The sequence below is a fragment of the Nostoc sp. CALU 1950 genome, assembly GCF_051172895.1.
GTDB classification, from domain to species: domain Bacteria; phylum Cyanobacteriota; class Cyanobacteriia; order Cyanobacteriales; family Nostocaceae; genus Nostoc; species Nostoc edaphicum_A.
Genome location: NZ_JBDNJQ010000011.1, coordinates 32,113 through 46,258, shown reverse-complemented (window position 1 = coordinate 46,258; position 14,146 = coordinate 32,113). Strand labels below are relative to the sequence as shown.

The following is a 14,146-nucleotide window of genomic DNA, read 5'->3' as shown; positions in this document are numbered from 1 at the left end:
CTTTTTAATCTATAACTTTGACCTTGACATACTCAGGGATAGACTGTATTTGGGTTAAATCATTTTCTAAAATCTGCAAATCTCTATTTTTTTCAATTTCTTGAAAACCTGCAAACTTATAAGATATATACATCATTCGATTCCGATTATTTGAAACAAATTCAGCCCGCAAACGAACATTATTGTTCTTAGCCAATGTCATAATATGATTTAGCATAATTGTGCCGACACCTCTGGACATAACCCGACAAGACATCAGCAAAAGTTTTAGAGTCCACACAAGCTCTCCACATTCCACAAGAGCTAGTCCAATTTTTCCATAACTGCCATATTTATCTTCTAAACTAGCAATTAGTATTTTATGCTGCTCAGATTTTCGGAAATGATTCAGTTCGTCATAGGAGTATGTATATCCAGTTGTATTTAATTGATTGGTTCTGACTGTTAACTCTTCGGCTCTTTGTAAATCATCCTCTTGAGCATTAGAGATAGTAAAAGTCATATTAAGTGTAGCTAAAAACTCGTCTTGAGTACCAATAAATTCTTTCTCGGAATTATTTCGCTCAATATCACTAATATACATTATTCTTCTCAGTTTTGAATCCTCTGTAATAAAACGAGGATTCATTTCTGGTTTATCTAAGAGATCCGTTAAATCAGTTACATTAATACAAAGTACTTCAGGAAGTGAGAAATTGACTTCTTCAAGTTCAAATAACTGGTCATCGATAAAGGCAAATGTATCTATACTAAGATTAAGTGACTTAGCAATTTCTTGAATAGAACTTGATTTGGAGTTCCAATTGATTTGGGGATAGAGAAAATATTCGTGTAGCCCAAACTCCTGGATTTTCTCCATTGCTCTGGCATAGTCATTTTTACTGGCAATAGACTGCAAAATACCCCGACCATCTAATGTTTTGATAATGTCGACTACCTCGTTTCGCAGGGAAATACAGTCATCCTCTAACAAAACACCATCCCAAAGCGTATTATCTAAATCCCAAACTACACATTTGATAGCTTTTTTATCGACTTGCTGATCCTTTGAAATTTCAATGTTTGTGCTAATCATATTCTCACATCATTGCCAATAAGTTTTGAGAATTGACCATAGAAGCAGGTTTTGAGATATACTCCTGATAACCATAATCAGCGATGGTAATCTGTTGTATTTGTGTACTTCCTTCAATGATTTCCATAATTTTGGCATCTCGCAAATATCTAGCAACCGAATATTCATTAGTACAACCATTCGCCCCGTGAATTTGTACGGCATCATTTGCGACTTTAGTTGCTGTTGTAGATGCAAAATATTTAGCGATTGAAGTCTCTGTTATCGAATTTGGATCGCCAATTTCTTTGAGATAGCCAGCTTGATAGCACAGTAATCTTGCTGCTTTAACATTGACTATCATCTCGGTAATCATTTGCCGAATTAATTGGTGTTCTTTCAAATAAACACCGAACTGCTTTCGTTCGCTTGTGTACTGAATGCAGGCTTCTAGACAAGCTTGAGCAATACCTACAGAACCCCATGCCACACTATATCTTCCATAATCTAATGCAGAAGAAGCTATATAAGATAAACCAAAACCCAATCTGCCTACCAGATTCTCTTGAGGAATTCGACAATCTCGAAAGTTTAATTGAGCAAGCATTGAAGCCCGAACACCCAATATCCCAGAAATAGGTTGTATTGAAAGTCCTGGACTATTTTTTTCAACTAAAAAAGCAGAAGGTTTCCCCGAACATTGGCCAAATACCAAAAAGACATCTGCAATTTGTCCGTAGGTAATCCATTTCTTCTCTCCATTTAAAATATAAGAGTCACCAGAAAGTATTGCCGTGGTTTCTATACTTTTGGCATCGCTACCTACGTTAGGTTCACTTAAGGCAAAAGCAGCTATAACTTCACCAGATGATAATTTTGGCAGCCAATACTCTTTTTGAGACTTATTACCCCATCGGTAAAGAGCAGAAGCAACCATGCTGTGAACTGTGAGTAAACTCCGCAAAGAAGAACATCCTCGTCCAATTTCTTCATTAAGAAGACCGTAGGTGATGATATCCATACTTTGTCCACCAAATTCTTCGGGTAATATGGCACCCAAATATCCTTGATGAGCAAACTTTTCTATAAGTTTTGGGGAAGTACACTCTTCTTGGTCGGAGGAATTTGCGTGAGGGACAATTTCTTTGTTGACAAAGCTTTTGAATTTAGATTTATCATCTTTTTGTTGAGATGTCAACTCAATTTTCATGATGATTACTTGTTTGGTGAAAAGGATTGTAATTTTTATATTGATTCATTTTTGTGCGACTAAAGTTGTTTTCCGCTCAACTAAACGAGTCATAGAATTTATAGTTCTGAAGTTATCAAGCTCCAGGTCTTCATTGTCAATAGTAATTTGAAATGCTTGTTCGATAAATAAGACAAGTTGCATAGCAAACATGGAATTTACAAAACCAAGTGCAAAAATATCTTCATCTAACTGCAAATCATGATTACGGAAAAAGCGGGATAAAAACTCTCTAATTTTTGCTTGTATTTCTGACATATTTTCAATTAACCTTGATTTTCAGAATGGCTAAGGAGTTTGTTTTATCTAATTTTAAATTGCTCCATTGTAAGTATAAAAACCTTGCCCACTCTTGCGACCAAATAAACCAGCATCTACCATCTTTTTTAGTAATTGGCAGGGTCTATATTTGCTGTCGTTGAAACTTTCATACAAAACTTCAATGGAAAAAAGAATCGTATCCAATCCAATTAAATCAGCAGTTTCTAGGGGGCCCATTTTATGACCGAAACAGGTTTTAAAAATTCTATCCACTTCTTCCACTGAAGCAACTTGGTCTTGTAGCAAGAAAATTGCTTCATTAATTGTCAACATCAGAACTCGGTTAGAAACAAAACCTGGCGAATCATTGACGAGGATACTTTCTTTACCCATCTGAGCCAGTAATTCTTTAGCTGTTGAGATTGTTTCATCGGATGTGTGATACCCGCGAATCATTTCAACCATTGGCTTCATTGGAACCGGGTTCATGAAATGCATACCAATCACTTTATCAGCACGCTTAGTTAATGAAGCAATGCGAGTAATAGGAATTGCAGATGTATTAGCCGCAAATATAGTTGTTTCTGGACAAATCGCATCAAGCTGTGCATATACTCCCTTTTTAATATCCCACTTTTCGGTGACATTTTCAATCACAAATTCTGTATCTTCAAGAAATTTATAATTTGTGGAAAATTTAATTCGATGCAGAATGTGATCGGGATTATCTACTTTTTCAGTTTTATTGAAAAAGCTTTGAAAACGGATATTATTTCTGATTTGCTTGTTAGCAGATTCCAGAATTTCTTCGGAAATATCTACTAAAATTACGTGATGACCACTTTGAGCGAGGTTTTGGGCTAATCCAATTCCCATCACCCCTGCTCCGACAACACCGACAGTTTGAATTTTCATAATTTTATCCTGCAATGATTAACTTTTGTAATCTAGTTTGAAAATTGGACATCAAGAGTTTTGTTAATCTCCCTAGTTACACTTATTTCATTCCCAGATAATTGTTCTAATTCTTCTATGAGAATTTCTTCAATCACCAAAGCTAATTCATCGATAGTAGGGGCTTCAAAAAGAGAACGAACAGGTAGTTCTATTTGAAAATTGTTGCGAAGCTGAGAAATGAGTACAGTTCCCGTTAGAGAATCTCCCCCTAAAGCAAAAAAGCTGTCATGAATACCTACTGGTTCTATACCCAGTAACTCTTGAAAAACTTCAACTAGTTTCTGCTCGACATCATTACTAGGAGCAATGTATGCATTTTTTAAGTTCGGTCTAGAGTGACGAGAAGATAAAGTAACTTTTTGGGAAGGAGTTTTATCTTGTAAAGGCTTTAATCTAATCCATTGGTCAATTCTCGATTGTAAATTACCAGTTGAGACAACTATTTGATGATATTGACTCCACAAAAGAATCCTTTCGAGGGCATTAATACCTTCTAAAGGTTTGATGGCGAATTCAAGCAAACTTGTATTAGCCGAGATTGGTGAATTTCCTGCTTCAAATTGCCATGTATCCCAGTTAATGCTCATCCAAGGAACAGGATTTTTCTGATTATGTTGGTAAGCAAAAGTGTCTATTAAAAGACTTGTTGCTGAGTAGCTAATAGAGCCTAATCCCCCTAAAATAGAGGTTAATGAAGACATCATTAGACAAAAGTCAAGTTTTTGAGGCTGCAAAACTTCTTCTAATATTAAGAGTCCTTGTCTCTTTTGTTGAAGTTGCTGTTTGCACTCCGTTGGGTTTATCTCTGCAATATAAGTGAATAAATTCTCTACAGGTATCTTAGCTGTGTGGAATACCCCGTTGAGTTGGCCAAACTGTTCTTGGGCTTGAGCGATCGCACTTTGCATTTGTGCTACATTAACTACATCAGCACTCTTGATTAAGACTTTTGCACCCAAATTCTCCAGTTCTTGCACTTTTCGTATCTTGCGGCTGATGTTATCTTGCTCATCGTGAGTTGTCAGCCACTCTAACCAATCCGGTCGGTTGGGAAAATCTTCAGCTTCTAGAATCAGCAGTTTTGCCTGTACTGTCTTTGCTAGATGTTCGGCTACTACAAGTCCGATGTCTTCCAGTCCACCAGTAATTAAGTAGACTCCTTTTTCCTTTAATTTGGGTGTTACGGGGACGTTTGCATCTAATTGGACAGACTCAAAGGTTTGCACCCAACGTTCCAAACCACGGTAAGCAATAACTGAATCAGAGGAATTGACTTTGAGTTCCGTCAGCAGTTGTTCTACAAATTTTTCTTCTTGCCAACTTCCTGGTGAGGGAATAGTAACATCAATGCTACGACATTTAATATTTGAATATTCCTGTGGGATGACCTTAACAAGTGCAAGGAGTGTTGCTTTTTCTGGGCAGAGATTTTCAACTCCAGTTAGAGCTTGCATATTGTTGGAGATAACTGCAAGCTCTAACTCATCAGTGAAATTCTGTTTTCCTAGCGCTTGTGTCAACAATAATAAACTTTGGAATCCTTGTGTTGTGTTAGAGTCTGCAAATTCTGACTGGGTTACACTCCACAGATGAATTATTCTTTGTGGTATTAAGTCTTGGGTGCGGAGTTCTTTGAGTAGGGTGTTGTAATCATCCTGTTGTTGGGGTGCTATTGTATATGCACGCTTGCCCAGATGCTCTCTTGAAGATTCATTCGTAGTGCCAAATTGCTCTCCAACCCTGACGGTAATTACATCATGACCTTCAAGTTCGAGTCGCTTCACAATTTGAGCGCCTAACCCATACTCATCGACAAATACCAGCCAGCATTCTGCTCCTTTGACCTGACCATTTGACTGTGGTGGTAGCGAACGTTTCCATGAAGGGATATAGAACCAGTCAGCAACGTTGGACTTTTTGCCAAATGGAACTTCATGCGTCTTGTCTGCTTCTTGTTCATGAAGTAATGCTGTAAATGCTGCTGGTACTTCGCGCGTTGCTGACGAAGATGCCTGAGCGGCAATTATGTGGTCTGTAAAAGGTGCGAATTCTGAGAAAGCTGTCACCTGCACAAAATCATGAGATTTGAGTTCTTGTTGCCACTGCTCTTTGGATAAAAAGGGATTGCACATGTTACGCTTGCTTTCTGAATCTTCTATCGGATTCATCAGCAGTGCGTCAATGAACTCAAATTCCAAGCGGGGTTGAGTTGTTTCCCAAAATAGAAGTAAACCTCCAGGAGCGAGTAAAGAGCGAATGCGATCGAGAGTTTCTCCAATATTTCGAGCGACATGCAGCACTTGGAAAGCTACAATTACATCAAAGCTGTGGCTTGAGTATCCTTGTTCTTGTGGCGATCGCTCAAGGTCTAGCAATTGGTATTCAATAAATGGATAATCGCTAAATTTCTTCTTAGCTGCATTTAGGAAAAAACCTCCTATATCAGTGAAAGTATAATTAGTTTTCTCTGATGGCAATATAGGTAATAACTCTGCTGTGCCTGTACCAGTTCCACCGCCAAGTTCCAAAATTCTGAGGTTAACTTTAGGTGGTAGTGCTTTTAACACCTGTTCTAAGCATACCCGCATGATTGAGTTGTAGTACTTATTTTCAGGCAATTGTTGGACTGAAAATTCTCCTGACTTTAATAAGGTAGAAACATGGAACTCCAATGGTTCTTTTTTACCAGTCAGCAGAGATACCATATTTTCGCCATACAGTTGCAGCAAATCTATTTGTTGCAGTGTGTTTGCCCATTTAGCTCTGACTTCTATCAAAAGCTCATTCACAAAGTCTGCTGATATTGGTAAGAAGTTAGTAAATAGCCCTTGTTCTTCATGTAACTGACCTTGCTCTACCAATATTTCCAGCCATTGACTGAACAATTCTTTATAGGAAGGAATAATCTGACATTGGTCAAGTAACTCGTCTAAAGAATACTTTTTAGTGGGATTGCTAAAAGCTTCTAAGTGTGTTGTTGTAAGATTAATATAAGCAATACATAAACTATCAAAATACTTCCTTTTTTCTTGAGAAATTTGCTCGTCAAATTCTAAAGCTCCTGCACTAGCTTGGAGTTGACCCGCTTCTACCAAAGATTTCCAAAGCTCTGATGGTGTTAACTTGGGCTGGAAAATTGTTTGTGCAGGTAATAATTTTTGTGGTTCAATCCAATATCTTTGTCGCTCAAAGGGATATGTTGGCAAGGGAAGGCGATATCGGCGCTCATGGGCATAAAATCCTGACCAATCTATCTTGATTCCCTCAAGCCATAGTTGTCCTAATGTGTTGAGGATAAAAGCAACGTCTGACTGTCGCTCATAAGCATAGCGCAGTGAGGATAATATTGTTTTATTTTCATCAGAAACATTATCTAAACATTGCATCGCCAAGCTGCTTAATGCTTGTCCTGGCCCTACCTCTAAGAAAATGGGATTACGTTCTGCCCACAAGTTATTTACTCCATCGGCAAAGCGCACGGGTTGGCATAGGTGCTGCGTCCAGTAACTTGGATTTGTGGCTTGCTCTGCTGTGATCCAATTTCCGGTTACATTTGACAGATAAGGGATTTGTGGTGGTTTGAGACTGATAGTTTGCACCAGTTCGGTGAAAGAGTCGGCGATCGCCTCCATCATGTAAGAATGAAAAGCGTGGGAAGTCTGCAATTGCCGACAGGCTAACCCTTTACCACTCAACTTACGTGCCAATTCCTCTACAGCCTGTGTAGTTCCAGCAAGCACACATTGTAATGAACCATTGACTGCTGATAAGGAAAGGTTTTCATTCAAGAAAGGTTGCACTTCTTCTTCTGTTAAGGGAACTGCTAGCATTGCTCCCCCTGGCAACTCTTGAATCATTTGCGCTCTTTTGGCAACAAGAGTAATCGCATCTTCTAGAGACAATACTCCGGCTAGAGTTGCAGCCGTATATTCACCGATGCTGTAACCAATCATTGCTACTGGACGAATGCCCCAGGATATCCATAATTGAGCTAAAGCATACTCAATGGCAAACAGTGCTGGCTGAGTAAGATAGGTCTGATTTAATTTTTGGGCAGTGGGATCTGGTGATTGAGTACCACGACCAAGCATTTGGCGTAAATCGATACCTGATTTCTCTTGGGTTGCTTCTTGCTTGGCACAGGAAGTAGGATAAATAACTTCTTTGAGATTAAGACCTAACAGAGGTTCAAATAAAGAGCAACAGCGATCCAGGTGTTCGCGGAAAGTTGGTTCAAATTGGTATAATTCAGAACCCATATTTACATAATGAGTTCCCAAGCCAGTAAACATAAAGGCTACTGGGCGCTCATTCATGTCCTGAGTGCTAGTGAGGACTCGTTTGGGATTTTGGAGGGCTGCGATCGCATCTTGAGTATTTTGACAAACAACTGTCCGCCGATGGCTCAAACCATGTCGCCCGACTTGCAATGTATAAGCGACATCTGCAAGGTTAAGTTCTGGGTGCTGTTGCAGGTGATTAACCAAATTTGTAGTCGCCGTCTCCAAAGCAGAGTCAGTTTTAGCAGAAACTACCAGCAATTGATACTTTCTCCCCTGCTCCCCTGCCCCTCTGCTCCCCTGCTCCCCTCCAGGGGCTTCTTCTAAAACAACATGAGCATTAGTCCCCCCAAGACCAAAAGAACTAACCCCAGCGCGGCGTGGTGTTCCGTTTGTTTGCCATGCAGATAGTTGGGTATTAACGTAAAAAGGGCTGTTGGCAAAGTCTATCTCAGGATTGGGTTCTTCAAAGTACAAGCTGGGTGGTATTAGTTGATGCTTTAGAGCCAAAGCTGTTTTAATTAAGCTCGTCACCCCAGCAGCAGTATTCAAATGGCTAACATTAGGTTTGACGGAACCGATCGCACAAAAACCTTTCTTACTGGTTCCGGCACGAAACACTTTATCTAGCGCTCGAATTTCAATTGGGTCGCCCAAGGCTGTACCAGTGCCATGAGTTTCAATATAAGTAATGGTATCAGGATCAAAAGAGGCGATCGCTTGAGCTTCGGCAATCACTTCTGCTTGACCTGCAACACTCGGTGCTGTGTAGCTGACTTTCACTGCACCATCGTTATTAATAGCTGAACCTTTAATTACCCCATAAATATAGTCGCCATCCGCTACGGCATCTTCTAATCTCTTCAGAACAACAATACCTGCCCCTCTACCAAAAGGGCCACCAGTAGCTTTAGCATCAAAGGCACGAGTGTGAGCATCAGCAGAAGCCATCCCGCCAGCTTGATAGAAATAACCTTCTATTTGGGGAGTTTGGATGGCAACACCTCCAGCCAGTGCCATATCACATTGGTAACTCAATAATCCTCGACACGCAAAATGAACAGCTACTAAAGAAGTAGAACAAGCAGTACCAACATTTACACTTGGGCCTTTCAAATTCAATTTGTAGGACACTCGTGTCGGTATAAAGTCTTTATCATTGCCAAGTGTAATTTGCAGATTTAGCGATTGCAGCAGGTCAGGGTGTGAAGCAAGGTTGTTGAACAAGTAAGTACTTAAGTTTCCCCCAGCATATAAACCTGTTAAGTTATTGTCTGCTTTTGGGTTATAACCAGCATTTTCCAATGCTTCCCAAGCACATTCCAAAAAAACTCGCTGCTGAGGATCGAGAAGTTCTGCTTCTCTAGGAGAAAAGCCAAAAAATGCAGCGTCAAACATCTCGATATCTTCTAGCACAAACCCAGCTTTCACATAATTGCGATCGCGCAAATAATCAGGTTCTACGCCTGAAGCTAATAACTCTTCATCACTGAAGTATGAAATCGACTCAACACCATCACACAAGTTTTGCCAAAACTGAGCTACGTTTTTGGCTCCAGGAAACCGACCTGCCATGCCAATTATTGCTATGCCTTTTAACCGATTACTCATATACTCTCCTTCTTTGCTTCATCAACTGAATTTCTTCGGCAATTGCCATATCTTGCTTCTTGGCACGTTCCTGGGCTAGCTCAAAAGCTGGTTGCTCATTCTTTTGTCTGCTGAAATATTTTGATAAGGTACTAATGGTGGGATATTCAAATAATTCAGCTGTTGAAATATTACAATTGAAAGCTGCTTGTAGCCGACTCCGCACTTGCACCATGAGGAGTGAATCACCGCCCAACTCGAAAAAGTTGTCGTAAACTCCTACTTGTTCTGTCCCAATGAGTTCTTGCCAAATAACAGCAATCTTTTGATCAATTTCATTTTGGGGAGCAACATAAGGATTTTGTAAGTTAGGTCTGGGATGAAGTAATAAATTAGCTTTTTGGCTAACTGTTTTTTCCTCAAAAGAGGCTAAATCAACCCATTGATTAATTCTCGTTTGTAGTTCTCCGGTGGATACAACCATTTGATTGATGTAACTACAATTCAAAATTATTTGAAAAGCTTCCATACCTTCATTTGGCTTAATTGCTAAATCTGCCAATCCAGTAGCAAAATGTGATTGATTTTGCTGACTTTCTTTTATGGTGTACCAACCATCCCAATTAATACTTGTCCATGCAATAGAACTGCTTTGGTTATATTGATGCACAAAGGCATCCATAAAATTATTAACCGCAGAGTAGGCAATAAATCCTAATCCTCCTAGAACTGAGGATAAAGAAGACATTAATAAACAAAAATCAATTTTTTTATTTCTTAAAACTTTTTCTAATACTAACAAACCGTATACTTTTGGTTGAAATTGCTGCTCACAGTCAATTTTACTAGTCTGTTCAATAAATGAAAATGATTTTCCTTCAGTTATGCCAGCAGCATGAATGACACCATTTATTTGACCAAATCGTAACTCTGTTTGCACAAAGACTTCTTGCATTTGTTCAAAGTTAGCCACGTCAGAACTGATTGCCAAAACCTCAGATCCTAATATTTCTAATTCCTGCAATTTCTTAATCTTGCAGCTAATTGGATTATGTTCATCATGACTCTTTAACCATTCTGACCAATCGTCTTTGGGAGGAATTATTGAACGTCCTGTCAAGACTAATTTAGCTTTGACGGTTTTTGCTAGATGTTCTGCTAAGATAAATCCAATTTCTCCAAGACCACCTGTGATGAGATAAACTCCTTTATCTCTTAATTGTGGTGTTTCTTTTTTAGATTTATTTAATTGTATAGGTTCAAAAGTTTGCACCCATCGATGATTACCACGGTAAGCAATAACTGAATCAGAAGTAGGAATGATAATTTCTTTCAGAAGTAAATTTGTTAGTTTTCCTGCTTGTGAACTTTCTTCTAAGGGAATAGCAATATCAATATTTCGACATCGAATATTTGAATACTCTTGTGGAATTACCTTGATAGCTCCGAGCAAAGTTGCCTTTTCAGGACACAGATTTTCTTCTCCGGTAACTGCTTGTAAATTATTAGAAATAACTGTAATTTGCAAGTTATTTGTGGTATCTATTTTACTTATAGCTTGAACTATAAATAGTAAACTATAAAACCCTTGTAATTGAATTTCTTCCCGCCATTCTAATTCTGAACCTGCATAATTATTTGACGCAACGCTCCAGAGATGAACAATTTTTGTTGGTAGATTTTTTTGTGCGTACAGTTCGCGAAACAAAATATCGTAGTCACTGCTTTGACGAGGATTGAGGCTGTATTGGTGATCACTCAACTTGGCGAACTTTGCACCTACTTTCACAAGAATTACATCTTGATTGTGTATTTCCAGTTGTTTCACCAATTGAGAACTTAAGCTCAACTCGTTAATGAAAACTAAAGTACTATATTTTTTTACTGTCAATTCTGACTGTTCTATAAGAGGTAGAGACTGTTTCCATAAAGGTAAATAAAACCAGTCTGTAATGTCTGGCTTTTTGCCAAATGATGCAGGTTTAGAACTCTTATCCTGTTTTTGTTTATAATCTTCTATCCAATAACGCTGTCGCTCGAAGGGATAAGTGGGTAAAGGAAGACGATAACGGCGTTCATTGGTATAAAATCCCGACCAATCTATCTGTACTCCGTATAACCAGAGTTTGCCTAGTGTATTCAGTAAAAATGTGACATCCGACTGTTTTTCTTTTGGATGCCGTAATGAACACAGTCCTACAATATCTGAATGCTTTTGAGCAAAAGTATATAAAGTGCGTCCCGGCCCCACTTCTAGGAGAATACGATTTGGCTCTTGCTGTAACGCAGAAATGCCTCTTGCAAACTGCACCGTATGGCGTAAATGGCTTGCCCAGTAATTGGGATCTGTAGCTTGCTCTGCTGTAATCCAAGTCCCTGTGACGTTAGAGATAAAAGGGATTTGAGGAGGATTTAGTTGGACTTTTTTAACTTCCTTGATGAATGGCTCAATAATGGGTTCCATCATCACAGAATGAAAGGCGTGGGAAGTATGCAGATGGCGACACTCTATACCTAATGCTGTGAGTTTTTCATGAATTACGTCTACAGCTTCATGGGTTCCGGAAACGACGCACAAAGAAGGAGCATTGCTGGCGGCTAAAGATAAATTTTCATTTAGTAAATTTTTAATCTCTGCTGCTGATTGCGAAACCGAAAGCATAGCACCAGATGTAAGTTGTTGCATCAGTTGCCCACGGGTAGCCACTAAAGCTAAAGCATCTTCCAGGGAAAATACACCAGCTAGACTTGCTGCAACATATTCGCCAATGCTATGACCAATCATTGCGCTGGGAGAAATTCCCCAAGACATCCACAACTTAGCTAAAGCATATTCAACCACAAATAATGCAGACTGGGTGATGGCAGTTTGTTGTAGTTTTTCGGCTGCGGCTTTTGACTCAGATTCGGTGGGATAAATAACTGAACGCAGATCCACCCCTAGATGAGGTTGCAGCAATTGACAACACAAATCGATCTGCTCTCTAAAAATCGGCTCAGTCTGGTAAAGTTCTTTACCCATATCCACATACTGAGCGCCCTGTCCGGGGAACATGAAAGCAATGGAGCGATACTCCTGCGGAGTCACTTCTCTACGAGAGGCTGCGCCAACGTGAACGCCATTTTCAACTAAGCGAGTCAAAACTCTTTGCGGATTTCTTAAGGCTTTGGTTGCATCCTCGATATCTTGGCACACCAACACGCGACGATGATTAAATTCACCACGCCCCACTTGCAGGGTATAGGCAACATCCGCTAAGTTCACATCAGGATGTAGCTGGAGGTAATTAGCCAGATTTTCTGTTGCAGTTTCTAAAGCTGAGTCAGTTTTGGCAGAAAGTACTAACAACTGCCAGGGACGAGAAAGGCTAGACGGTTCCAGCACTGGTGCTTCTTCTAGAATGACATGAGCATTAGTCCCACCAATACCCAAGGAACTCACACCAGCACGACGAGGAACACCATTCGTTTTCCACTCTGTCAATTTTGTATTGACGTAAAAGGGACTATTTGCAAAATCAATCTGGGGATTGGGCTGCTCAAAATTCAAACTTGGTGGAATTAACTGATGTTTGAGAGCCAAAACAGTCTTAATCAGCCCTGTTACGCCGGCAGCTGTATCTAGATGGCCGATATTTGTTTTAACTGAACCAATAGCACAGAAGCCTTTCTTCTCAGTGCTGTTACGAAAAACCTGGGAGAGTGCGGCAATTTCAATGGGATCGCCTAAAGGTGTGCCAGTACCATGCGCTTCAATATAGCTGATTGTCTCAGGCTCAACACCCGCCAGCATCATCGCTTCAGCAATAACTTCTGCTTGACCATCCACACTAGGCGCTGTATAACCAATTTTCAGCGAACCATCGTTATTGACTGCTGAACCTTTAATAACAGCATGAATACAGTCACCATCAGCCAAGGCATCTTCTAATCGCTTCAAAACCACAATACCCACACCATTGCCGATCGCAGTTCCCTGTGCTTTAGCATCAAAGGCGCGACAGTGACCGTCAGGTGATAAAATCCCCCCTTCTTCATACAAATAGCCTGTTTTTTGGAGAATATTAATCGATACTCCCCCCGCTAAAGCCATATCGCATTGGTAATTTAATAGACTTTGGCAAGCTAGAGAAATAGCTACTAAGGAAGTAGAACAAGCAGTTTGTACTGTTAGACTTGGGCCTGTGAGATTTAATTTATAAGAAACACGGGTAGCGAGGAAATCTTTATCGTTGCCGATTCCCTTTTGGAAGCTACTAGCCGAACCAGCGCAATCGCTATTTAAGTTAAGTGATAAATAATTATTTGAACTAGAACCAGCATAAACTCCAACCCGATTTTCACAACGTTGGGAGTCATGGCCAGCATTTTCTAATGCTTCCCATGCATTTTCCAAAAATAAACGATGCTGTGGGTCTGTAATTTCTGCTTCTTTATGGTTAAATCCGAAGAATGAACTATCAAATAAATCTATATTTTCTAATATAGCAAGACGTTTCACATATTGAGAATTACTTAGTAATTCTGGATCAGTTCCAGAGGCGATTAATTCTGCATCTGTAAAAGTAGATATTGATTCTACTCCAGAGCGTAAATTCTCCCAAAATTCTTCAATATTATTAGCACCGGGGAAACTTCCCGACATCCCAATAATTGCGATCGCTTGTATTGAATCGTATGCTTCTGTACTATTGATTAACATTCTCTTAGTTTATTTTTGTAGAAAACTGTAAAATGAGCTATTTATAAATCATT

The 14,146-nt window shown here is 39.5% G+C and carries 6 protein-coding genes; all 6 read right to left on the bottom strand.

The annotated features are described in order from the left end of the window. Positions 1-4 precede the first annotated feature (4 nt). The 6 genes from ABF638_RS05480 to ABF638_RS05455 are packed head-to-tail and all read right to left on the bottom strand — an operon-like array spanning position 5 to position 14,093. Positions 5-1,075, bottom strand: a complete 1,071-nt coding sequence (locus tag ABF638_RS05480; RefSeq protein ID WP_435020939.1) for an HAD-IIIC family phosphatase — start codon at positions 1,073-1,075, stop codon at positions 5-7. A 4-nt stretch (positions 1,076-1,079) separates the two neighbouring features. Then, positions 1,080-2,264, bottom strand: coding sequence for an acyl-CoA dehydrogenase family protein (locus tag ABF638_RS05475; protein WP_435020936.1), 1,185 nt, complete (start codon positions 2,262-2,264; stop codon positions 1,080-1,082). Positions 2,265-2,309: 45 nt separating this feature from the next. Beyond that, complete coding sequence (locus ABF638_RS05470) at positions 2,310-2,561, bottom strand: acyl carrier protein (RefSeq protein ID WP_435020934.1); 252 nt, start codon at positions 2,559-2,561, stop codon at positions 2,310-2,312. Positions 2,562-2,615: 54 nt separating this feature from the next. After that, positions 2,616-3,479 carry a 3-hydroxyacyl-CoA dehydrogenase family protein gene (locus tag ABF638_RS05465; RefSeq protein ID WP_435020932.1) on the bottom strand — a complete coding sequence of 288 codons (864 nt, stop codon included), beginning with the start codon at positions 3,477-3,479 and terminating at the stop codon, positions 2,616-2,618. Between the two features lie 32 nt (positions 3,480-3,511). After that, positions 3,512-9,412, bottom strand: a complete 5,901-nt coding sequence (locus ABF638_RS05460) for a beta-ketoacyl synthase N-terminal-like domain-containing protein (RefSeq protein WP_435020930.1) — start codon at positions 9,410-9,412, stop codon at positions 3,512-3,514. Next, positions 9,405-14,093 carry a beta-ketoacyl synthase N-terminal-like domain-containing protein gene (locus ABF638_RS05455; protein WP_435020928.1) on the bottom strand — a complete coding sequence of 1,563 codons (4,689 nt, stop codon included), beginning with the start codon at positions 14,091-14,093 and terminating at the stop codon, positions 9,405-9,407. Before ABF638_RS05455 ends, ABF638_RS05460 begins: the two co-directional genes overlap by 8 nt. Positions 14,094-14,146: the final 53 nt, after the last annotated feature.